This window comes from Dactylosporangium sp. NPDC050588 (assembly GCF_040654975.1).
GTDB classification, from domain to species: Bacteria; Actinomycetota; Actinomycetes; order Mycobacteriales; family Micromonosporaceae; genus Dactylosporangium; species Dactylosporangium maewongense.
This window is the reverse complement of record NZ_JBFAJA010000001.1, coordinates 128912-152244: the sequence shown is the minus strand read 5'-3', so window position 1 is coordinate 152244 and position 23333 is coordinate 128912. Positions and strand designations below refer to the sequence as shown.

Annotated in this window: 15 protein-coding genes; 7 read left to right on the top strand and 8 right to left on the bottom strand. The window is 72.1% G+C overall.

Annotation, left to right across the window (positions count from 1 at the left end; genetic code table 11):
- Positions 1-192: 192 nt before the first annotated feature.
- The 3 genes from AB0I21_RS00715 to ppc all read right to left on the bottom strand — a co-directional run bounded on the left by AB0I21_RS00715 (position 193) and on the right by ppc (position 6592).
- On the bottom strand, positions 193-2034 hold the full coding sequence (locus tag AB0I21_RS00715; protein ID WP_360557988.1) for a GNVR domain-containing protein: 1842 nt from the start codon (positions 2032-2034) through the stop codon (positions 193-195).
- Between the two features lie 103 nt (positions 2035-2137).
- Complete coding sequence (gene cysC / locus AB0I21_RS00710) at positions 2138-3679, bottom strand: adenylyl-sulfate kinase (protein ID WP_360558120.1); 1542 nt, start codon at positions 3677-3679, stop codon at positions 2138-2140.
- An 87-nt stretch (positions 3680-3766) separates the two neighbouring features.
- On the bottom strand, positions 3767-6592 hold the full coding sequence (gene ppc, locus AB0I21_RS00705; RefSeq protein WP_360557986.1) for a phosphoenolpyruvate carboxylase: 2826 nt from the start codon (positions 6590-6592) through the stop codon (positions 3767-3769).
- Positions 6593-6797: 205 nt separating this feature from the next.
- Here ppc and mfd point away from each other — a divergent pair, with 205 nt between their 5' ends.
- The gene (mfd, locus tag AB0I21_RS00700; RefSeq protein WP_360557985.1) at positions 6798-10394 is read left to right on the top strand and encodes a transcription-repair coupling factor; all 3597 of its coding nucleotides are present in this window, start codon (positions 6798-6800) and stop codon (positions 10392-10394) included.
- Positions 10395-10554: 160 nt separating this feature from the next.
- On the opposite strand, the gene AB0I21_RS00695 is transcribed toward mfd, so the two are convergent.
- Positions 10555-11370 (bottom strand): WecB/TagA/CpsF family glycosyltransferase, encoded by an 816-nt coding sequence (locus AB0I21_RS00695; protein WP_360557984.1) that lies wholly within the window; start codon positions 11368-11370, stop codon positions 10555-10557.
- Between the two features lie 79 nt (positions 11371-11449).
- Here AB0I21_RS00695 and AB0I21_RS00690 point away from each other — a divergent pair, with 79 nt between their 5' ends.
- Entirely contained in the window at positions 11450-12373 is a 924-nt protein-coding gene (locus AB0I21_RS00690) for a sulfotransferase (RefSeq protein WP_344501759.1), read from the top strand.
- Positions 12370-13296 (top strand): glycosyltransferase, encoded by a 927-nt coding sequence (locus AB0I21_RS00685; protein ID WP_360557983.1) that lies wholly within the window; start codon positions 12370-12372, stop codon positions 13294-13296. The genes AB0I21_RS00690 and AB0I21_RS00685 overlap by 4 nt, the downstream gene beginning before the upstream one ends.
- Positions 13297-14295: 999 nt before the next feature.
- Here the strand turns inward: AB0I21_RS00685 and AB0I21_RS00680 are convergent.
- Both AB0I21_RS00680 and AB0I21_RS00675 read right to left on the bottom strand, forming a co-directional pair.
- The gene (locus AB0I21_RS00680) at positions 14296-15513 is read right to left on the bottom strand and encodes an NADP-dependent isocitrate dehydrogenase (protein ID WP_344501761.1); all 1218 of its coding nucleotides are present in this window, start codon (positions 15511-15513) and stop codon (positions 14296-14298) included.
- Positions 15514-15577: 64 nt separating this feature from the next.
- A complete protein-coding gene (locus AB0I21_RS00675; protein WP_360557981.1) occupies positions 15578-15991 on the bottom strand; it encodes a hypothetical protein in 414 nt (137 codons plus the stop codon).
- Positions 15992-16081: 90 nt separating this feature from the next.
- Here AB0I21_RS00675 and AB0I21_RS00670 point away from each other — a divergent pair, with 90 nt between their 5' ends.
- The 3 genes from AB0I21_RS00670 (at position 16082) to AB0I21_RS00660 (ending at position 20326) form a co-directional block, all read left to right on the top strand.
- Positions 16082-16627 (top strand): CGNR zinc finger domain-containing protein, encoded by a 546-nt coding sequence (locus AB0I21_RS00670; protein WP_360557979.1) that lies wholly within the window; start codon positions 16082-16084, stop codon positions 16625-16627.
- Positions 16628-16647: 20 nt separating this feature from the next.
- On the top strand, positions 16648-18213 hold the full coding sequence (locus AB0I21_RS00665) for a PQQ-binding-like beta-propeller repeat protein (protein ID WP_360557978.1): 1566 nt from the start codon (positions 16648-16650) through the stop codon (positions 18211-18213).
- Positions 18214-19576: 1363 nt separating this feature from the next.
- Positions 19577-20326 carry a tat pathway signal sequence gene (locus AB0I21_RS00660; protein WP_360557977.1) on the top strand — a complete coding sequence of 250 codons (750 nt, stop codon included), beginning with the start codon at positions 19577-19579 and terminating at the stop codon, positions 20324-20326.
- A 46-nt stretch (positions 20327-20372) separates the two neighbouring features.
- On the opposite strand, the gene purH is transcribed toward AB0I21_RS00660, so the two are convergent.
- Positions 20373-21905: a bifunctional phosphoribosylaminoimidazolecarboxamide formyltransferase/IMP cyclohydrolase gene (purH, locus tag AB0I21_RS00655; protein WP_360557976.1), complete on the bottom strand. Its 1533-nt coding sequence runs from the start codon at positions 21903-21905 to the stop codon at positions 20373-20375.
- Entirely contained in the window at positions 21898-22509 is a 612-nt protein-coding gene (purN, locus tag AB0I21_RS00650; RefSeq protein ID WP_344501767.1) for a phosphoribosylglycinamide formyltransferase, read from the bottom strand. The genes purH and purN overlap by 8 nt, the downstream gene beginning before the upstream one ends.
- 209 nt (positions 22510-22718) lie before the next feature.
- On the opposite strand from purN, the gene AB0I21_RS00645 reads away from it, so the two are divergent.
- Complete coding sequence (locus AB0I21_RS00645; protein WP_360557974.1) at positions 22719-23303, top strand: DUF4190 domain-containing protein; 585 nt, start codon at positions 22719-22721, stop codon at positions 23301-23303.
- Positions 23304-23333: the final 30 nt, after the last annotated feature.

Below are 23333 nucleotides of genomic sequence, written 5' to 3'. Positions count from 1 at the left end.
TCGGCCTGCCCTGAACCTGCTACACGATTCGCTCGCAAGCTCACTCATCCCGCCACCTCCGCATCGCTGCGGCGTCGGCCTGCCCTGAACCTGCTACACGATTCGCTCGCAAGCTCACTCATCCCGCCACCTCCGCATCGCTGCGGCGTCGGCCTGCCCTGAACCTGCTGCATGATTGGCTCGCAAGCTCACTCATCGGCGCTTGTCGGCGCCGTTCTCACCCGCGGTGTCGGCGTTGACGCGGGTCACGGAGATGGTGCGGGTCTGCCGCTTCGGCACGCTCGGCGACGCCTGCGTGACCTTCGGCGCCGTCGCGGTGGCGGTGCCGCCGGCGGGCGCGGCGGGTGCGGCGGGCGCCGTGCGGATCCGCTTCGGGGCCACCGGCTCCTCGGGCTCCTTCGGCGGCAGCTTCTCCAGGACGGCGGTCATGTCGTCGGCGACGGTGACCTCCTGCGCGTCGCGCTCCTCGCCGCCGCGGGTGACGGCCAGGCGCGGCAGGACGACCGCGCCGAGCAGCGGTGTGCCGACCCGGCGCAGCTGGTCGGCGGCGTCGGCGACCTCGGTGTTACGGGTGCGCCGCAGCTCGACCGCGACGATCGCGGCGTCGGCGAGGCTGGCGAGGCTCTGCGCGTCGGCGCTGGTCGACGTCGAGGGCGCCTCGACGACCACGTATGCGGCCCGCTCCCGCAGCGTCGCGAGGGTGTCGCGCAGCGCCTGCGACTGCAGCAGCCCGCCGGCGCTGGCGGTGCCGCCGGTGGTGACGACGCTGAGGTTGGGGTGCCGCGGCGCGCGCTGGGTGGCGCTGCTCAGGGAGAACCGGCCGGCGAGCACGTCGGACAGGCCCGGCACGGACCGCACGCCCAGCATCTTGTTGACGCTGGCGGTGTCGACGAGGCTGTCGGGGAGGTGGGCGCAGACGAGGACCGTTTCGGCGCCCGTACGGGCGAACGCGGCCGCGAGGTTGGCGGCGACGACGGTCGACGCGGCGCCGCGGCTGGCCCCGGCCACGACGACGACCTGCCCGGCGAGGGCGACCCGGGCGTCGGCACCCATCGGCGCGGGGATGCTGGCGAGGACCTCGTTGCGGAGCCGGTTGAAGATGCGGCCGCCGGCGCCGAACGGCGCGAACACGTCGTCGAGGCGCGGCTTGACCCGGCCGGGGACGGCGGCGAGGACCGTGACGTCGACCCGGCGGGGCAGGTCGGAGGGGCGGCGGACGCGCTGGTCGAGCCGCTCGCGCAGCAGGGCCGCGCCGACGCCGAGCAGCAGGCCGAGCATGGCGCCGCTGGCGAGGTTGAGCAGCCGGTTGGGCTTCACCGGGCGGGACGGCAGCTCCGCGTCGCGGGTGATCTTGCCGGCGTTGACGGTCGTGGTCAGCAGCTGGTTGAGCTGGCCGGCGAGGGTGTTGATCTGCGACGTGGCGGTGGTGCGCTGGCTCTCCAGGTTGGGCCGGTTGGGGTCGGTCGGGCGGAGGTTGGCGAGCCGGTTGTTGATCTGCAGCAGGTTGGCGTTGAGCTGGTTGAGCTTGTCCTGCAGGATCGCGATCCGGCCGGCGACCTCGGTCTTCGCGCTCTCCTCGCGGTTGCGCAGGTACGCCTCGGCGAACGCGTGGGAGCCGGCCTGCGCGACGCGGGCGTCGCTGGAGGAGTAGGTGATGACCAGGAACGTGGTGTTCGGCGGGACCTCGACGCGGACCTTGCGGGCCAGCTCGTCCGGCGTCTCCGCGGCGCGCATCAGCTCGCGGGCGCCGGCGGCCACCGTCGTCGAGGTCACCAGCTGCGCCTCGTTGTCGAGGTTGATGTCGCCCTTGGTGCGGCCGCTGGTGGAGTTCGCGTCCTGCCCGTTGCCGAGCGGCGAGACGAGGACGGACGTGGCGGACTCGTACACCTTCGTCTGCATGCCGGTGAACTGCACCGCGCCGAGAAGACCGGCGCCGACCAGCAGGAGCACCAGCCACCAATGGCGCCGGGCCATGCCGAGCAGGTCGACGCCCGGAGAGTCGATTTCGGCGGAAAGCTGGCGGTTGGCGTCCATGAAGCGGCGGCCCCTTCGGCGTCAGGTTCTCCAGGGGCTAACGCTTCCGGGACGTTCGGCGTAATGGGCTGATGTGCCCGCTTTTACGTCTTTTCCGTCTCTTTTACGGAATAGGGCGGGGGTCCAGCCAGCCGTTGTTACCGAGGTAGCGCAGGACGGTGGTGACCGCCTCGCCGTACGACAGACCGGTCGTGTCGATCGTCAACTCGGCGTCGACCGGTGTCTCGTACGGGTCGTCGATACCCGTCATGCCCTTGATCAGGCCGGCCCGCGCCTTCGCGTAGAGCCCTTTTCGGTCGCGCCGCTCGCACTCGGCGAGCGGCGTCGACACATGGACCAACACGAAACCGGCCCCGGCGTTACGGGCGAACTCCCGCGCGGCCGCGCGGCCGTCGTGGTACGGCGCGATCGGGCAGCAGATCGCCACCCCGCCGTGCCGGCCCACCTCGGCGGCGACCCAGCCGATCCGCTTGATGTTCGTGTCGCGGTCCGCGGCGGAGAACGTGAGGCCGGCCGACAGGTGCCGGCGCACGATGTCGCCGTCGAGCAGCGTGATGCTGCGCTCCCCAGTCTCCTGCAGCGCGTCGGCGACGCCGGTCGCCATCGTCGACTTGCCGGAGCCGGACAGGCCGGTGAAGAACACGACCAGGCCCCGCTGCCGGCGCGGCGGGCGGTCCCGGGTCAGCTCGCGGGCGACCGCCGGCGGGGTGTGCCACTCCGGCAGGATCGTGCCCCGGTCGAGGTGGTCGTCGATCTCCGCGGTGGTCAGCGGCAGCCTGCGGTGCTTCGGCGGGATGTCGTCGAGCGAGCGCCACTGCCCGTCGCGGCCGTCATACGCGAGCTCCCGGGGCACGAGGACCCGCAGGCCGCCGCCGGACAGCATCGAGTCGCTGGACGCGAGCAGGTGGGTCACGCCGTACGCGGCGGCGACCCGGGTGCGCAGCATGGCCGCGCGGATGTCGTCGCCGTCGTGATGCGGCAGCGGCAGCGTCACGATCGTGGACGGGGGCATCCGGTCGCGGGCCGCCAGGACGCAGCGGACCAGCGCCTCCGGGGCCAGGCCGTCGGGGCCGGGGCTGCCGACCGGCACCAGCACGAGCAGGTGTGCCGCGAGGGTACGGGCGGCGCGCGCGATCTGGGCCAGCTGCGGCCGATGCAGCGGGCGGTCCGCGATGACCCCGAGGACCCGGCCCTGCGGCAGCACGCCGCGCACCTCCGCGGGCGTCCTGCGCATGCGGCGGAACGGCCCGTGGCCGCCGTCACCGAGCCGCTTGACCGTGCCGGCGGCGCCCCAGCCCCGGCGCGTCGGGTACACCTCGGCGGTGTTCATCGCGGCGATCGGGGCGCCCTCGAGGTCGGCGAGGATCAGCACCCGGTGCGTCGGGTCGGCGACGTCGATCTGGCCGATCAGGCCCGGCGGCACCTCCAGCGTCACCGGCACCGGCCAGGCCGTCCCGTCGGCGAGCCGACCGTTGCGGCGCAGCGACGTCAGGTCGGCCGAGCCGAGGAAGCCGGTCAGCGGCTTGTACGCGCCCGACAGCAGCAGCTCGAGGTCGGCGATCTCCGACGGCTTGGGCGTGTAGGTCGGGGCGTCCCGGAGGACCTCGTCCGGCAACGACCATTCCTCGGCAGGCCAACCGTTCACAGACACGCGTGACAGTCTGTCAGTTTCCCGCGCTTTTCTCCCAGCGGGGCCCGTCGCTCGCGCGACGGGCCCTTTTCCGCAATGCGCTCAGCCCGTGTTGCGCATGCCCGCGGCGATGCCGTTGACCGTGGTGAGCAGGGCGCGCTCCAGGGCCGGGTCCGGCGAGGACTTCCGCCCGCCGCCCCAGACGCCGCTGTCGGCGGCCTTGCTCGCCCGGTACTGCGCCAGGAGCGACACCTGCAGGTGGTGCAAGGGCTGCAGGTAGCTGTCGCGGACGCCGAGCGTGCGGTCCAGCACCGGCTGCCGCTCCAGCAGCGTCGACTCGCCCGTGATCGCGAGGACCTCGGCGACGGTCTTGTCGTATTCCGCGCGGATGACGTCGAAGACCGGCTTCAGCGGGTCGGGCACCAGCGAGTCGACGTAGCGCGAGGCGATCTCCAGGTCCGTCTTGGCCAGCATCATCTCGACGTTGGACAGGAACGTGCCGAAGAAGTGCCACTTCTCGTGCATCTCGCGCAGCACGTCGCTCAGGCCGGCCACGCGGGCCGCCTCCAGGCCGCTGCCGACGCCGAACCAGCCGGGCACGATCTGCCGCGACTGCGTCCAGCCGAACACCCACGGGATCGCCCGCAGGCCGCCGAGGCCGGCGTCGGCGTTCGGCCGCTTCGCCGGGCGGGAGCCGATGTTGAGCGCACCGAGCAGCTCCGTCGGCGTCGCCGCCCAGAAGTACGCCGGCAGGTCCGGGTTCTCGACCAGGCCGCGGTAGTTGGCGAACGCGGCCGTCGACACCGTCTCCATCGCCGCGTCCCAGCGGGCGAGCGCCTCCGCGGGCTGCCGCGGCTCGGTGTGCAGCAGAGCGCTCTGCAGGACGGCGGCGAGCGTCAGCTCCAGGTTCTCCCTGGCCAGCGCCGGCAGCGTGTACTTGTCGGAGATGACCTCACCCTGCTCGGTGACCTTGATCGCGCCGTCGAGCGTGCCCCACGGCTGGGCGAGGATCGCCTCGTGGGTCGGGCCGCCGCCGCGGCCGACGGTGCCGCCACGGCCGTGGAAGAGCCGCAGCCGCACCCCGTGGCGGGCGGCGACGTCACGCAGCTGCCGCTGCGCCTTGTGGATCATCCACTGGGACGTGGTGATGCCCGCGTCCTTGTTGGAGTCGGAGTAACCGAGCATGACCTCCTGGACGTCACCCCGAGCGCGCACGATCGCGCGGTACACCGGGATCGACAGCAGATCGTCCAGCAGCTCGCCGGCCATCTCCAGCTCGCGGGCCTGCTCCAGCAGCGGCGCGAAGCCGACCCGGGCCCGGGCCGACTCCATCGACGCCCCGCCGAACCCGGCCCCGGCGCTGACCTCGACCAGGCCCCACTCGCGGGCGAGGACGACCGCGGCGAGCACGTCGTCGATGCCCTGCGTCATCGAGATGATGTACGTCTCGACGACCTCCGGGCCGAACCGCTCCTGCACCTCACGGATCGCGGCGAACACGTCGAACGTCTTGCGGGCGGTGTCGGTCAGCCCGGTGTCGCGGGTGGCGAGCGGGCGGCGGCCGTTGAGCTCGTCGATCAGCAGCTGGCGGCGGGCGTCCCGGTCGAGCGTGGCGTAGTCGACCTCGCCGACCCGCCGGTACAGCTGGGCGAGCACCTCGTGGTGGGCGTCGGCGTGCTCGCGCACGTCGAGCGTCGCCAGCTGCAGGCCGAACGCGGACAGCGTGCGGATCGCCGAGGCGAGCTTGCCGGTCGCGGCGAGCTGGCCGCCGTTGCGCGCCAGCGACGCCCGCATCAGCTCCAGGTCGGCGATGAGCTCGCCGGTGCCGAGGTAGTCACGGCCCGGCTTGTGCGGCGTGCCAGTGGCCAGCCGCGCGCGGGTGTGCTGGAGCTTCAGCCGGATGCAACGCAGCTTCAGCCGGTAGGACTCCTCCAGGTTGACCCGCCGGTAGCGGGCCGGCAGCTCCGGCAGGTTGTCCAGGTCGGCGGCGAGGCTCGCGGACAGGTCCAGCGACACCCCACGCAGGCGCTTGGAGACCGAGATCTCGTCGATGAGGCCGTCGATGACGCCCTCGGCGGCGCGGATGCCGTACTCGTGCTGGATCAGCAGGACGTCGCGGGTGACGGCCGGGGTGACGAACGGGTTGCCGTCCCGGTCGCCGCCGATCCACGAGCCGAAGCTCAGCGGGCGGGCGGTCGGGGGCAGCTGCACCCCGAGGTCCTTCAGCGTGTCGTAGAGGTCGTCGAGCACCTGCGGGGCGGCGCCGCCGGCCAGGTCGGCGAGGTAGTAGACCGCGTTGCGGGCCTCGTCGCTCGGCTCGGGCCGCTCCAGCCGCAGCTCGTCGGTCTGCCACAGCAGGTCGAGCAGCTCCGCCAGGCGGCGGTCGGTGCGGGCGGTGCGGGTCTTGTCCGGCTCCAGCGAGCCGTCCAGCGCGGTCGCGACCGCCTCGGCGTCCAGCTCGTCGCCGACGGCCCGCAGCTTCGTCAGGATCGAGCGCCGGGCCGCCTCGGTCGGGTGGGCGGTGAAGACCGGCCGCACCGCGAGCTTCGAGGCGATCGAGCCGATCTCCTTCACCCCGACGCCACGGTCGGCGATCAGCTTCGCGGCGCGCTCCAGCCAGCCGCCCTCACGGACGCGGATGCGGCGCAGCTCGCGGGCCCGGTGCACCTGCTCGGTGATGTTGGCCAGGTGGAAGTAGGTGGAGAACGCCCTGGCCAGCTGCGTGCCGGCGACCACGTCGAGGCCGCTCAGGCGCTCGGCGGCGGCCTCCGGGTCGGACCGGACGAGCGCGCGGACCTCTTCGACGAGGTCGAGCAGCTGCTGGCCGTCCTGCCGGACAAGGCTCTGCCCGAGCAGCGAGCCGAGGCGGCGGATGTCGGCGCGCAGCGCGGCGTCAGCGTCGCTGGTCGCGGGTGCCTCTGCAGACATGCTGGATCCCTCCGGACGAGACGGCTGGGACGGCGCTGTCCGTTTTCACCGGCATCGTATCGGCTACTACGACGCACCGTGCCGTTCCGGTGAGTCAGGTCTCAACTCTGTTTTGTCATACCCCAGGGATAGGCTGGGTACCGCTCGACATACCCCCGTCCTTCCTGGGCGCCGGGGTTGTTTGCCGTGCAGATGGGTTGCTCCAATGCCAAGACTGGCCGGTCTCACCTCCGCCGCACTGTCCGACCCGGCGCTCGCCCGCGCCCGTGACCTGGCCCGGGGCGGCCACAGCGACCAGGTCGAGCTGACCGCGCCGCCGGCGCTGCGCACCTTCGTGACGGCGGTCGTGGCGGCGGAGCGCCCCGTCCTCGCGGTCACCGCCACCGGCCGGGAGGCCGAGGACCTGGCCGCCGCGCTCGGCTGCCTGCTCGACCCCGCCGACGTGGTCGTCTACCCGGCCTGGGAGACCCTGCCGCACGAGCGCCTCTCCCCCCGCTCCGACACGGTCGGGCGGCGGCTCGCCGTGCTCCGGCGGCTCGCCCACCCCACCCCTTCCTCCGGGCTGCCGCGGGTCGTCGTGGCCCCGGTCCGTTCGGTGCTCCAGCCGCAGCTCAAGGGGCTCGGCGACCTGGAGCCCGTCGAGCTGGTCCCCGGCGGATCCGCCGACCTCGACGACCTCGTGGCGCGGCTGGCGCACCTGGCGTATGCGCGGGTCGACCTGGTCACCAAGCGCGGCGAGTTCGCGGTCCGCGGCGGGATCCTCGACGTGTTCCCCCCGACGGAGGAGCACCCGCTGCGGGTGGAGTTCTGGGGCGACGAGGTCGAGGAGATCCGCTCGTTCGCGGTCGCCGACCAGCGCACGATCGCGGCGGTCGACCGGCTGTGGGCGCCGCCGTGCCGGGAGTTGCTGCTCACCGACGAGGTCCGGGCCCGGGCAGCGGCGCTGTCCACCGACCACCCGCAGCTGGCGGAGCTGCTGGACAAGCTCGCCGGCGGCATCCCCGTCGAGGGCATGGAGTCCCTGGCGCCCGCGCTGCTCGGCGACACCGACTCCCTCGAGCTGGTCCTGCACACCATGCCCCCCGGCACGCACGTGCTGCTGTGCGACCCCGAGCGGATCCGCACCCGCGCGCACGACCTGGTCCGCACCAGCGAGGAGTTCCTGGAGGCGAGCTGGGCCGCCGCCGCGGTCGGCGGGAAGGCGCCGATCGACCTGGGCGCGGCCGCGTTCAAGAGCCTGGCGGAGGTGCGCGCGGCGGCCGCGTCGCTCGGCCTGCCGTGGTGGTCGCTGAGCGCTTTCTCGCTTGCCCCTTCCGCTGATCATCTGGTTGATGAGCCTTGGCGGGCCGGCGAGGACGCTCCTGTCGTCGTCTCCGACGACGCCATCTCGATCACCCTGCCGGCGCAGCCCGCGCCGCTCTATCACGGTGAGACCGCCCGGGTCGTCGACGACCTGAAGCGGCTCGCCGGTGACGGATGGCGGCTGGCGCTGGTCTTCGAAGGCTCCGGCCCCGCCCAGCGCGCCGTCGAGGTGCTGCGCGATGCCGGCCTGGGTGTGGTGCTGGTCGACGGCATCGCTTCGCTGCCCGACCCGGGCGTCGTCACCGTCACCACCGGCTCGCTGGGCAACGGCTACCTGGACGAGGGCGCCCGGCTGGCGATCATCACCGGCACCGACATCTCCGGCGGCCGGGGCGCGTCCACCAAGGACATGCGCAAGATGCCTTCGCGGCGGCGCAACCAGATCGACCCTCTTGAGCTGCGCACCGGCGACTACGTGGTGCACGAGCAGCACGGCATCGGCCGCTACATCGAGATGGTGCAGCGCACCGTCAACGGCGCCGACCGGGAGTATCTGGTCCTGGAGTATGCCGCCACCAAGCGCGGCCAGCCCGGCGACCGGCTCTTCGTGCCCACCGACCAGCTCGACCAGCTGTCGCGCTATGTCGGCGGCGAGACGCCCGCCCTGCACAAGATGGGCGGCTCCGAGTGGCAGAAGGCCAAGTCGCGGGCCCGCAAGGCGGTCCGGGAGATCGCCGCGCAGCTCATCCAGCTGTATGCCGTCCGGCAGAATTCGCAGGGCCACGCGTTCGGGGCCGACACGCCCTGGCAGCGGGAGCTGGAGGACGCGTTCCCCTACCAGGAGACGCCCGACCAGCTCGCCGCGATCGAAGAGGTCAAGGGCGACATGGAGAAGCCGACCCCGATGGACCGGCTGATCTGCGGCGACGTCGGCTACGGCAAGACCGAGATCGCGGTCCGGGCCGCGTTCAAGGCCGTGCAGGACGGCAAGCAGGTCGCCGTGCTCGTGCCGACGACGCTGCTCGCGCAGCAGCACTTCAACACGTTCTCCGAGCGGGTCTCCCAGTTCCCGGTCGAGGTGCGGCAGCTGTCGCGCTTCCAGACCCCGACCGAGACCAAGCTGACCATGGAGAAGGTCACCGACGGCACCGTCGACATCGTCATCGGCACCCACCGGCTGCTGCAGACCGCGACCCGGTTCAAGCAGCTCGGGCTGGTCATCGTCGACGAGGAGCAGCGCTTCGGCGTCGAGCACAAGGAGTTCCTGAAGCAGCTGCGGGCCTCCGTCGACGTGCTCACCATGTCCGCCACCCCGATCCCCCGCACCCTGGAGATGGCGATCACCGGCATCCGCGAGATGTCGACGATCGCGACCCCGCCCGAGGAGCGGCACCCGGTCCTCACGTTCGTCGGCGCGCAGGACGACAAGCAGGTCTCCGCCGCCATCCACCGCGAGCTGCTCCGCGACGGCCAGGTCTTCTACCTGCACAACCGGGTCGAGTCGATCGAGCGCGCCGCCCGCAAGCTGCGCGAGCTCGTCCCCGAGGCGCGGATCGCGGTCGCCCACGGCCAGATGACCGAGGAAGCCCTCGAAAAGATCATGGTCGGCTTCTGGGAGAAGGAGTACGACGTCCTGGTCTGCACCACGATCGTGGAGAGCGGCATCGACATCCCCAACGCCAACACCCTCATCGTCGAGCGCGCCGACCTGCTCGGCCTCTCCCAGCTGCACCAGATCCGCGGCCGCGTCGGCCGTGGCCGCGAGCGCGCCTACGCGTACTTCCTGTATCCGCCGGACAAGCCGCTGACCGAGCACGCCCACGAGCGGCTCGCCACCATCGCGCAGCACACCGAGCTCGGCGCCGGCATGTATGTCGCGATGAAGGACCTCGAGATCCGCGGCGCCGGCAACCTCCTCGGCGGCGAGCAGTCCGGCCACATCGAGGGCGTCGGCTTCGACCTGTACGTGCGAATGGTCGGCGAGGCCGTCCAGCAGTTCAAGGGTGAGCGCCCCGAGGAGGAGGAGCCTGACGTCAAGATCGACCTGCCGGTCGACGCCCACCTGCCGCTGGAGTACATCTCCGCCGAGCGCCTCCGCCTGGAGATCTACCGCAAGATCGCCGGCGCCAAGGACGGCGCCGCCCTCGACGAGATCATCGCCGAGATGAAGGACCGCTATGGCGAGCCGCCGCTGCCGGTCGCGAACCTCCTCGCGGTCGCACGGTTCCGGTTCCTCGCCCGCACCTACGGCCTGACGGACGTGTCACTGCAGGGCAAGCACGTGCGCTTCGGGCCGCTGCAGCTGGCCGACTCGAAGCAGCTGCGGCTCAAGCGCCTCTACCCGGAGTCGGTCTACAAGTCCGCCGCCGACACCGTCTCCCTGCCCCGCCCCTCCACCCGCCGCATCGGCGGCGAGCCCATGCGCGACACCCAGCTGCTCGACTGGGCCGCCGAACTGCTCAAGACCGTCCTCGGCGACCCGGTCCCCGCCCGCGGCTGACCCCGAGCCGCGCGCTTCAGGCGCGATGAGCGGGGCGGTGGATCAGGCGACCGCCGACACCGCCCCCTCCCCGCTCCTCCACCCACCGCATCGACGACTAGCCATACGCGACACCCAGCCGCTCGGCTGGGGCGCGTCTGAGCGTGGAGGACCTCGCGGGTCAGGCGCGGTGGGCGGGGCGGTGGGTCAGGCGGTGGTGCAGTGAGCGGGCAAGGAGCGCGGCGGCGAACGGGGCGTCCTCGCGCAGGTAGCGGCGGGCCAGGCGGCGGGGCTCGCGGGCCAGGCGGTCGAGCCACTCCAGGCCGGCCTTCTGCATCGCCGGGTTCGCGCGCTGGATGTCGCCGGCCACGAAGTTGACGGCCGCGCCGCAGCCCAGGAACCACGTGCGGGGCAGGGCGGCCCGGAGGCGGCGGATGAGGTGCTCCTGGCGGGGGAAGCCGATGCCGACGTACACCATCCGCGGGTCGGCGGCGACGACCGCGTCGCACACCTCGGCGAGCGTGGCCGGGTCCTTGTCGAAGCCGAACGGCGGGCAGAGCGTGCCGGCGATCCGCAGGCCCGGGAAGGTGTCGGCGAGGACCAGGGCGGCCCGGTGCGCGCCGTCGTCCTCGCCGAGGTCGCCGGGGGTGCCGCCGAGGATGAAGACGCCGTGGTCGTCGGCGGCGAGCGCGCGGGACAGCGACCAGATGAGGTCGGAGCCGGTGACGCGGGCGGGGAGGTTCCAGCCGGCGAGGCGGGCCGCCCAGACCAGTGGCGTGCCGTCGGCGACGACCAGGTCCGCCTCCCGGAGCTGGGCGCGCAGCCGCGGGTCGCGGGACACGTGGCGCAGGATGTCGACGTTCGGCGTGACGATCCAGCCGCCCTCGCCACGGGCCAGCGCCGACCGTACGTGCGAGACGACCTCGGCCTCGGTCAACGGGTCCACGGAGAGGCCGCCGAGAGGGACCCGCCGCCAGCGTGCTCTGGTGTGCAGCATCGTTCATCCGTAATTCGTCGTTAGAGGTAACAGATGCCAGCACAGCTGGCATATCTACCAAAACGACCAAGGAGGACGGTTGGTACGCGTTCTGTTCCTCGGCGGGCTCGGGCGCAGCGGGACCACCCTGCTGGAGCGCCTGCTCGGCGAGCTGCCCGGCGTGTGCCCGCTCGGCGAGGTCGTCCACCTGTGGGAGCGCGACGTCGCCGGTGACGAGCGCTGCGCCTGCGGGGCACACTTCTCGTCCTGCGACTTCTGGCAGGCGGTCGGGGAGAAGGCGTTCGGCGGCTGGCAGCAGGTCGACGTGTGGCGGGTGCTCGCGCTGCGGCACGCTGTGGAGCGGACCCGGCACATTCCGCGGTTGGCGAGTGTACGGATGAGCCCCTCCCACCGGCTGCTCGTCGAGGAGTACGCCGACTGGTACGCGCGGCTGTACGAGGCGGCGGCCGTCGTCTCCGGGGCCCAGGTGCTCGTCGACTCCTCGAAGCACGCGGCGCTGGCGTACTGCCTGCGGTTCGCGCCGAGCATCGACCTGCGGGTCGTGCACGTGGTGCGGGACAGCCGCGGCGTCGCGTACTCCTGGACGAAGAAGGTGCGGCGGCCCGAGACCGACGGCGCCGAGGAGATGACCCGCTACTCGCCCAGCCGGTCGGCCCTGCTGTGGAACGCGCACAACACCGCGCTGTCGGTCCTGCACCGCTGCGGGGTACCGGTGATGCGCGTCCGCTACGAGTCGCTGCTGGACTCCCCGGCGACGGTACTGTCGGAAATTTCGGACTTCGCCGATCTCGCGGGAGGCGGGATGGACTTCCTGCACGGCGGCACGGCCGAGCTCGGGCCGTGCCACAGTGCCGCCGGCAACCCGATGCGCTTCACCGTCGGCCCGGTCCCGCTGCGCCGCGACGACGCCTGGCGCACCGCACTGCCTGGGCGGCAGCGACGGGTCGTCAGCGCGCTCACCGCGCCACTGCTCGGCATGTACGGCTACCGGGGGGCCCGATGAACACCACCGGTCACTGGCCCAGCGTGGGTGTGGTCGTACCGACGCGAAACCGCCCTGAACTGCTCGCCCGCGCCGTCGAAGGCATCGTCGCCCAGGACTACCCGGGACCCGTGCGCACCATCGTCGTGTTCGACCAGCACGACCCCGACGCCGGCCTGTGCCGCGGCGGCGACCGCCCGCTCGACGTGCTGCCCAACCTGCGCAAGCCCGGCCTCGCCGGCGCCCGCAACACCGGCATCGTCGCCCTGGACACGGATCTCGTCGCCTTCTGCGACGACGACGACGCCTGGACCCCGACGAAGCTGCGCCGGCAGGTGCACGCGCTGCAGCAGCGACCGCAGGCGGAGTTCTGCACGGCGGCGATCGAGGTCGAGTTCGGCGACCGCCTCACCCCCCGCCTGGCGGGCGCGTCCCTCGTCGGCCTCGACGACCTGATCCGGTCACGGATGTCGATGCTGCACTCCTCGACGTTCCTGGTACGCCGCTTCGTCTTCGCCGAGGACGAGATGGGCCTCGTCGCCGAGGACGCCCCCGGCAGCCAGAACGAGGACTGGGACCTGCTCCTGCGCGCCGCCAAGCGCGGCGAGATCGTCCACGTCGACGAGCCCCTCGTCCGCGTCCTGTGGGGCCGCACGTCGATGTTCGCCTACGAGTACGCCACCAAGATGGCCTCCCTGCGCTGGATGATGACCCGCCACCCGGAGATCGCCGGCTCCGGCACCGGCGCCGGCCGCGTCTACGGCCAGCTCGCCTGCTGGTCCGCCGCCTCCGGCAACCGCCGCGACGCCTGGCTCTGGACCAAGGCCGCCATGCGCTCCAACTGGCGCGAACCCCGCGCCGCCATCGCCCTGGCCGCCGTCACCGGCGTGGTCAAGGTCGAAAGCGTCCTGGGCGCCCTCCACCGCCGCGGCCACGGCATCTGACCCCTCACGGCCCCCGGCTCGCCCGAACCCTGACGCTCGTGCCCCCGGGCGAGCCACGCCGCCGCCCGGGCAGACCGCTTGCCATCTGCCTGCACAACACCCGGCACCGCGACCCGCCCAAGGCGCTCGGTCTCGAACAGGCTCCGCAGAATTCGGATCACCGATCCCGACATCTCCGCCAAACCAGAACGCACGAGATGCTGGCCCGGCTCGCCCGACCCACACCGCCGCCCACCACGCCGCGGTGGCGGCCCTCACCACGGGCGGCACCACGCGGGATACCGGCCGACTCGGCGCATCCTCACAGCTCAAACCGCTGGCCACCACACTGCTGACGGCACTCCGTGGGATTCCGGCTCGACGCGGCACTCTCACAGCCCTCACCGCACTCCCGCGGCGGCAGTTCCTCGACACGCGAACGGCCGGCCCGGCTCGACGCACTCTGGACGACTCGCACCACGGACGGCGCCACGCGGGATACCGACCGACTCTGCGCACCCTCACAGCCCACACCGCACTCCCGCGGCAGCAGTTCCTCGACACGCGAACGGCCAGCTCGGCTCGACGCACTCTGGACGACTCACACCACGGACGGCACCACGCGGGATACCGACCGACTCGGCACTCCTGCGGCGGCAGTTCCTCGACACGCGAACGGCCAGCCCGGCTCGACGCACTCTGGACGACTCGCACCGCGGACGGCACCACGCGGGATTCCGATCAGACTCAGCGCACCTTCACGGCCCACACCGCTCATCACCGCACTCCTGCGGCGGCAGTCCTCACCGCGGTCCTCAACGCGCGGGCGGGACCGCGCGGGCGGCTGGTGCGGCTCGACCCGCTCGGATGGGTCGCGCCGCTGGTCACCGCGCTTCGGCGGTGGTGTTGCTCTGTCAGCACCGCGGCGGCCGGGGCCGTCGGCGACGCGATCCTTCGGTGGTGCGGGCGGCCGGAGTGTCCGCGCGGGACACCCCGGCCGGCCCGTCGTGGTCGTGCTGATCAGCCGGCGAGACGCTTCGCGAGGTTCTGGTCGAGCGCGTTCATGAACTCGTCGGTGGTGAGCCACGGGGCGTCGCGGGAGATGAGCAGCGCGAGGTCCTTGGTCATCTGGCCGGCCTCGACGGTGTCGACGCAGACCTGCTCCAGGGTGTTCGCGAACGCGGTGACCTCGGGGGTGCCGTCGACCTTGCCACGGTGGGCGAGGCCGCGCGTCCAGGCGAAGATGGACGCGATCGGGTTGGTCGAGGTCTTCTCGCCCTTCTGCCACTGGCGGTAGTGCCGGGTGACGGTGCCGTGAGCGGCCTCGGCCTCGACGGTCTTGCCGTCGGGGGTCATGAGGACGCTGGTCATGAGGCCGAGCGACCCGAAGCCCTGCGCGACGGTGTCGGACTGGACGTCGCCGTCGTAGTTCTTGCAGGCCCAGACGAAGCCACCCTCCCACTTCAGGGCGGCGGCGACCATGTCGTCGATGAGGCGGTGCTCGTACGTGATGCCGGCCGCCGCGAACTCGTCCTTGAACTCGGTCTCGAAGACCTCGGCGAAGAGGTCCTTGAACCGGCCGTCGTAGGCCTTGAGGATCGTGTTCTTGGTCGAGAGGTAGACCGGGTAGCCGCGGTCGAGACCGTAGCGCAGCGAGGCGCGGGCGAAGTCGCGGATGGAGTCGTCGAAGTTGTACATGCCCATGGCGACACCGCCGCCGGGAAACTTGGCGACCTCGAACTCGATCGGCGCGCCACCGTCCTCGGGGGTGTAGGTCACGGTGACCTTGCCGGGGCCGGGCACGACGAAGTCGGTCGCCTTGTACTGGTCGCCGTGGGCGTGACGGCCGATGATGATCGGCTTGGTCCAGCCCGGGACGAGCCGCGGGACGTTGGACATGATGATCGGCTCACGGAAGACGACGCCGCCGAGGATGTTGCGGATGGTGCCGTTCGGCGACCGCCACATCTTCTTGAGCTTGAACTCCTCGACCCGGGCCTCGTCGGGGGTGATCGTCGCGCACTTGACGCCGACGCCGTGCTCCTTGATGGCGTTGGCCGCGTCGATCGTGACCTGGTCGTCGGTCTGGTCGCGGTACTCGATCGACAGGTCGTAGTACTTCAGGTCGACGTCGAGGTAGGGCAGGATCAGCTGCTCGCGGATCTGCTTCCAGATGATGCGGGTCATCTCGTCGCCGTCGAGCTCGACGACAGGGTTGTTTACCTTGATCTTCGCCATCGGCCGGGCGCTCCTCTCGCGGGCTTGCTTCGCTTAGCAGTACGAGCGTACTGCATCGAGCGGATCACGAGCCGAGGACCCCGACCCCCAGGCTGAGCACGCCCGCCGCGAGCGACAACGCGCCGATCCAGACCATCACGATGGCCCTGTTTGGCGCGGTCCGTCCCCTGCCCGCCGACGCCGCGAAGAACCCGGCCGACATGAGGATGGCGGCAGCCAGCACACCACCCCGGGAGAGCCAGCCGAGGACCCCGTCGATGCGGGCCAGGTCGGCATAGAGGATGCCCACGAGCCCGAGGGCGACCAGGACGCCGGCGTGGGCGTGCCCGGCGCGGGCGAAGGCCTGCTGGAACGGTGTCATCGGCACGTCACCCCGGACGATCTTGGTCAGGAACCATCCGCCGACCTCGATCGTCACGATCGACAGCAGGGCGATGCCAGCCAGGATGCGGCCGGCGTCGGTGAATTCGAACTGCATCGCGCCTCTCCCCCGTCACTGCCAAGTTAAGCTATGCCAGTGACGTTAGCCGGGATGGGCATCACTGGTCAAGGCGAGATAGACAGTTACGTGCTGAAGCACGTCGAACTGTGCCTGGAGCTGGTCAACGACCTCACAGTGACGCCGCGACAAGGCCGCCACCTCGGCGTGGACCAGCGGATCGGCGACGCGTTCACCGACCTGGCCGAGAGCGAGCGGTGGCAGAAGTTCCCGCTGGCCGGCGCCGACGTCGACGTCCTGACCGAAGCCGCCGTCCGGCTGCGGGTCGCGGTGGACGCGTGCATCGCCGGCGACCTGCACAGCGCCGCCCGCGCGCTCAACGAGGTGCTCGCCGATCACGGCGCGGTGCCCAACCTGCACGGAGCCGCCGTCCTCGCCTTCCACGCCGTCGACGCCAACGTCGTCGACGCGTGGGCCGCGGAGTCGGCCACCAGCCTGGCGTTTCTCGTCGGCACCCGGCAGACGCACCGGCTGGGCACGTGCGAGGCCGAGGCGTGCGACGCCTACTTCCTCGACGTCACCAAGAACACGTCGCGGCGGTTCTGCTCGCTCGCGTGCCAGAACCGGGCGAAGTCAGCCGCGTACCGGCAGAAGCGCCGCGTGAAATTGTCGTAGGTACCCGGCATCCTGTTCCCGTGAACCCCGTGATTCGCGGCGCAGGCCTCCTGGCGATCGCCCTCGGCACCATCGCCGTCGTCGCCGGCCTCGCGCTGCCCTGGACCATCGCCGGCAGCCGCCACCCCGACCTGGTGACGGTCGCCGGCATCGTGTTCCTCGGGCCGCTGATCAGCGCACTGTGCCTCGCCTACACGCGGGCCGAGCCGCGCCGCTTCCGGCTGACCGCGGCCGTCGCGGCCGTCGCCGGGCTCGCCGCGACCCTGGTCGCTGTCGGCCTCGCCAGGCTGGTCGAGCCGAGCGCGGGCGTCGGCCTCGGCGGCCCTGTCACCGTCGCGGGCGCGGCCGAGGTCGCCCTCGGCTGGGTGCTGCTCACGGCCTCCGGGCCAGGTGCGCTGCCGTCTGCCACCCGACCGTGGCTCGCGATTGTCGCAGCGGGTGTCGTACTGATGATCGTGGCCGGATTCGGCGTCGACTATGCCCGCGAGGGTCGTTTCGTCGACTCGACCACGGCAGGCGACCCGCCCCCGGCCGGCGGCGACCAGACCTGGCCGCTGCCATATGTCGGGGTGCAGCTCGTCGGCGTCCACGACCAGCTGGCGATCGTGCGGGCCGAGGACGGCGTGCGGGCCGTGTGGTTGTCCAGCGGCGCCGTCGCGTGGCGCTATCTGCGCTCCGACCTGCCGACCCAGACCGCCGGTTTAGTGGACGGCACGGTCGTCGTGGTCTTCGGCACCGACGACGGCGTTCTCGTTGCGGCCCTGGATGCCGGCAGCGGTCAGGTGCGCTTCTCCGGCCGGTACACCTCCGGGAAAATGGCATCCGTCCACGGCGCGGGCAAGACCGTCGTGCTCGCCGGCGCCGGCATCGGTGCGGGCGACCTGCTCGCCATCGACGCGACCACGGGCACGCTCCTGTGGCGATGGACCCCGGCGCGCAACGGCGGCCCCTGCGACGTCACCGACCTCGCCACCACCGCCGAGACGGTCGCGGTCGCCCTGCGCTGCCGCGCCCAGGGCGTCGACGACATCGCCGTCGGCCTCACCGCCACCACCGGCGCGGAGCGCTGGTCCTGGCACACGGTCCAGCGCAGCGCCACCGAGCTGCGCGTCCATTCCACCGGCGACGGCTTCGTCACCATCACCGGCACTTCCCCGCGCCGCGCCGTCTTCATGGACGCCGTCACCGGCACCGTCGGCACCCGCCACGACCCCGCCGGCGCCTTAGCCGTCGCCACGCCGTCCGGCCTGCTCCTGTACGCCGAGCCCAGCGGCGAACGCGCCCACCTCACCGCCGTCGACCCGCACACCGGCACCGTCAAGTGGGACGTCGGCCTGCCGGGCCTCGGCTCCCACCAGCCCCTGACCGCCACCACCACCGCCGACAAGGCGTACGTCGTCTGGCGCGCCCCGGACGGCCGCCTCCGGCTGATCGGCGCCCGCACCACCGACGGCAGCGCCACCGAGGACCGCCCCATCACCTGCCCCACCCGCTGCCCCGAGGTCTCCGTCGCCGCCACCCCCGCCCACGCCGTCGTCACCACCAGGGAGGACAAGGCCACCGAGCTGTACCTGAGCGTCACCTGACCCGCCGCACCCCGCGGACAGCCGGACCCCGCCCCGCCCGCGGCCCGACGTCCACCGCCGCCGGGCCGCATCGCCGAGGTGAAGCGGCCCGTCCCAGCCGGCGGGCAGCGGATCGGGCCCGCGTCGCCCGAACGAAGCGGGCCAACTCACCCGGCGTGCAACGGGCGGGCCGCTTGGCGGGCAACGGGCGGGCCGGCGGGCCGCTTGGGCGGGCAGCGGGCGGGCCGCTTGGCGGGCAACGACCCAGCGCACATCGCCTGAAGTGAAGCGGGCCACCCCACCCGGCGGGCAGCAGGCCCGTTACCCCGGGTCGGGCGGGCAGCGGGCCATCCTGGTCGGCAGGCAGCGGATCGGGCCCGCATCGCCCGAACGAAGCGGGCCAACTCACCCGGCGTGCAACGGGCGGCCCGCTTGGCGGGCAACGGGCGGGCACGCTTGGCGTGCAACGGGCGGGCCGGCGGGCCGCTTGGCGGGCAGCGGGCGGGCCGCCTGGCGGGGCAGCGGGCCGGCGCACATCGCCTGAAGTGAAGCGGGCCGGTCGGTGGAGCGGGCCGTGTCGTAGCCGAGGGCGATGTCGGACGCGAGCTCTCCGAGGGTGCCCACCCGGCGGGCAGCAGGCCCGTTACCCCGGGTCGGGCGGGCAGCGGGCCGGCCTGGGGTAACGGGCAGCGATCTGCTCGACCCGGCAGGCCAGGCCTGCATCGCTCAGCAGACGACCGGTCAGCGCGTGGGCGGGCGGCAATCGGCCGAGCCGGCAGGCGATGCTCAGCCCGCTTGGCAGGCGGCAAGGCGCAGGTTGGCAGATAGCGCAGGGTCGGCGGGCTTGTCCGGCGAGCCCAGCAGGCCGGCCCACGAGCACTCGCTGGACCCGCCGACGGCAAGCGACTCGGCACCGTCCTGCGGGCCGCGACTCGGCAGCCCGGTGAACGGCAACACGGCTTCGTCCTGCCGACATGCCCGCCACGACCGGCAAGTACGGCCCGGATCGCCCGATTGGCCGCTGCGGCTTCATGTGCGAGCGGCGGCGATTGCTGGACTGGGAGGGCATGCTCCGGCGCTGATGCCTTACGTCGCCGGGTCTACTCAGAGGACGCTTGCCGCCGCCATCGCGAAACGGGCTCCTCCCCGGCGTCCTTGCCGGCGAGCAGCGTGCCGTCACGGGGTTGATCCTGCCGCTAGAGTTCCGGGGGTGTCCGTCCGGCGGTGGCTTGTCTCTCTCCTCACCATCTTCGCCCTCGCGGCGTGCGGAAGCGACAAAGCACCACAGAACGCCAGCCAAGCGCCGGCCAGCGGGAGTGTCAGCGCCGGCGCGGCGGAGGCCGGAGTCGGGGCGCGACAGGCGAGCACGAGCGCCAGCCCCACGGTGAAAGCGAGCGCAGGCAGCAGAGAGGCCAGCGCCGCCGCGTTCGTGAAGCAGCAGCCGGGCACGTTCGGCGTCGTGATCCGTGACCGGCAGACCGGCGCGGTGTGGAAGGCGGGCAACACGACCGCCACCACCTGGACCGCGTCGACGATCAAGCTGGCGATCGCCGCCGACCTGCTCGAGCGGCACCGGCAGGGTGCGATCACGCTCGACGGCACCGACCGGACCAACCTCGACAAGGCGCTGATCAGCTCCGACAACGACGCCGCGACCGCGCTGTGGAACCGTTACGACGGGCCGGGGATGCTCGGGCGCTTCCAGCAGAGGTTCGGCATGCGCACCCTGAGCGTGGTCCCGGGGTACGACACGTTCTGGCGGAACCTGCGGTGCAGCGCCGACGATCTGCAGGCGCTCATGGGGTACGTGCTGGAGAAGCTCGACCCGGCGGACCGCGCCTACCTCACGAAGACGCTGCGCAACGTCGCGAGCAACCAGCGCTGGGGCGTGTGGGCCGCCGGCAGCGCCCTCAACCCCGGCAACAAGGACGGCTGGGCGCAGAAGCCGGTCAACGGCAAGACGGTCTGGGTGACGCACACCGTCGGGTTCGCGGGCGCCGGGGAGCGGTACGTCGTGGCCGCCATGTACGAGCAGGGCGCGAGCGGCACCCTCGGCAAGGGCGCCCATGCGGTGAGCGACGCGGTGGCGACGTACTTCGGCGCACCCGTACCGGCGAAGATCACGACGCCATGAGCAACGGGCCCGGCAAGAAGCCGGGCCCGCAAACCGCAGACAGTGCTCAGTGGAAGAAGTGCCGCGTCCCGGTGAGGTACATCGTGACCCCGGCGGCGCGGGCGGCCTCGATGACCTCCTCGTCGCGGATCGAACCGCCCGGCTGCACGATGGCGGTGATGCCCGCCTCGATCAGCCCCTGCGGCCCGTCGGCGAACGGGAAGAACGCGTCGGAGGCGGCGACGGAGCCGGCGGCTCGGTCACCCGCGCGGGAGACGGCGAGGCGCACGGAGTCGACCCGGTTGACCTGGCCCATGCCGACGCCGACGGTCGCGCCGCCGGAGGCGAGCAGGATCGCGTTGGACTTGACGGCCCGCACGGCCCGCCAGGCGAACTCGAGGTCCCGCTTGACCTCGGGCGAGGCCTCGGAGCCCGTGACCAGCGTCCAGTTCGCGGGGTCGTCGCCGGGAGCGTCGACGCGGTCGGCGGCCTGCACGAGGACACCGCCGGAGATCTGGCGGGACTCGACGGGGGCCGGCGTCCAGGCGGGAGCGCGCAGGACCCGCAGGTTCTTCTTGGCGGTGAGGACCTCGACGGCGCCTTCCTCGTACGCCGGAGCCACCACGACCTCGGTGAAGATCTCGCTGATCTGCTTCGCCAGGTCGATGGTGACGGGCGCGTTGACCGCGATCACCCCGCCGAACGCGCTGACCGGGTCGCACGCGTGCGCCTTGCGGTGGGCCTCGGCGACGTCGGTGCCGATCGCGATGCCGCACGGGTTGGCGTGCTTGATGATCGCGACGCACGGCTCGGTGAAGTCGTGCGCGGCGCGCCAGGCGGCGTCGGCGTCGACGTAGTTGTTGTAGGACATCTCCTTGCCGCCGAGCTGCTCGGCCTGCGCGAGACCGGGCGCGGCGGCCGGGTCCACGTAGAGCGTGGCGCTCTGGTGCGGGTTCTCGCCGTACCGCAGCGTCGCGGAACGACGCAGCGCCGTGCCAGAAAAGTCCGAACTCTCCCGCGCGAACCACGAGGCCACGGCGACGTCGTACTCGGCGATGTGCGCGAAGGCGACACCCGCCAACGAACGTCGCTCCTCAAGCGTAAAGCCACCCTCCGACAAAGCGGATACGACGGCGGCATACGACGAAGGGGACGTCACCACGGCAACGGACGGGAAGTTCTTCGCCGCCGCCCGCACCATCGCCGGCCCGCCGATGTCGATCTGCTCCACGCACTCGTCGTCCGACGCGCCCGACGCGACGGTGTCGGTGAACGGGTACAGGTTGGAGACGAGCAGCTCGAACGGCTCGATCGACAGCTCGGCGAGCTGCGCGGCGTGCGACTCCAGCCGCAGGTCGGCCAGCAGCCCGGCGTGCACCCGCGGGTGGAGGGTCTTGACCCTGCCGTCGAGCGTCTCCGGGAACCCGGTGAGCTGCTCGACCTTGGTGACCGGCAGGCCGGCCGCCTCGATGCGGGCCGCTGTCGAGCCGGTGGAGACGAGCTCGACGCCGGCGCCGGCGAGGGCGCGCGCGAGGTCCTCCAGCCCGGTCTTGTCGTAGACGCTGATGAGCGCGCGCCTGATGGGACGGCGGTTAGCCACGACCCAACCTGACCTTTCGTTCGTTGACGGTCCAGCCTTCGCGGGCCATCCGGCCGACGGTGTCGACCAGCTGGCGGCGCTCGGCCACCTTGATCCGCTCGAGGAGGGTCTCCTCGGTGTCGTCGTCGAGGACGGGCACCGCGACCTGCGCGATGATCGCCCCGGTGTCGACGCCGCTGTCGACGAAGTGCAGCGTGGCGCCGGCGAGCTTCACCCCGTAGGCGAGCGCGTCACGCGGCCCGTGCATGCCCGGAAACGCCGGGAGCAGCGCATTGTGCGTATTCACGTATCGCCCCTCGAACGAGGCGAGGAACCGCGGCCCGACCAGCTTCATGAACCCGGCCGAGACGATCAGGTCGGGGGCGAACCCGGCGCACGACGCCGTCAGGAACGCGTCCCACTCGTCCCGGGTGGGAAACGACGGCACGGCCGCCACGAAGGTCGGCACCTCGTGCTTGGCGGCCCTGGCCAGACCCTCGATGTCGGGCCGGTCCGCCCCGACGGCCACGACCGTGGCACCGTAGGAAGGGTCCGCGGAAGCATCGAGGAGCGCCTGCAGATTGGAGCCGGAGCCGGACACGAGCACGACAAGCCGAACGGTCACCGTGAAACTCTACCGACCGGGTCGGCCCTGCTCAGCGTCGGGCCGGGTGACATATGGCGATGAAAGCCGCAAGTTGCCGATGTTCCACCGTTCTGCCACTGCGAAGATTTGATCCTGGCCAGTACGCTGCCGAAGTTCCGTATCACCCTCGGGACTAACCTGATGCGAACACGGAGCAACAGACGTCCCCACCCTTAGGAGCCACCGCAATGGGCTACCCACCACAGGGCCAGGATCCGTACGGGCAGCAGCAGCCGTACCAGGACCCCTACGGTCAGCAGCCGCAGTACGGCCAGCCGCAGTACGGGCAGCCGCAGCAGCCGGACCCCTACGCCCAGCCGCAGCAGCCCGCGTACCAGGACCCCTACGCGCAGCCGCAGCAGCCGGCCTACCAGGACCCGTACGCGCAGCAGCCGCCGGTGTCCGGCACGCCGTACCCGACGTCGGGCGGTGGCTACCCCACCTCCGGCGGCGCGTACCCGCCGGCCGGCTACGGCACCCCCGGCTACCAGCAGCCCGGCTACGGCGGTCAGCAGCCGCAGAACACGCTCGGCCTGCTCGCCCTGATCTTCGGCATCCTGTCGGTCGTCCTGTTCTGCTGCCTCGGCGTCCTCGCCGGACCCGCCGCGATCGTGTGCGGCTACCTCGGTCAGCAGAAGGTCAAGCAGGGCCTGGCGAACAACGGCGGCATGGCGCTCGCTGGCATGATCACCGGCGCCGTCGGCACGGTGCTCAGCATCGGCTACATCATCCTGACGCTCGTGAGCTCGAACGGCTTCTGGTACACGTACTGATCCGCCCCGAGCACGACGCAATCGCCCGGC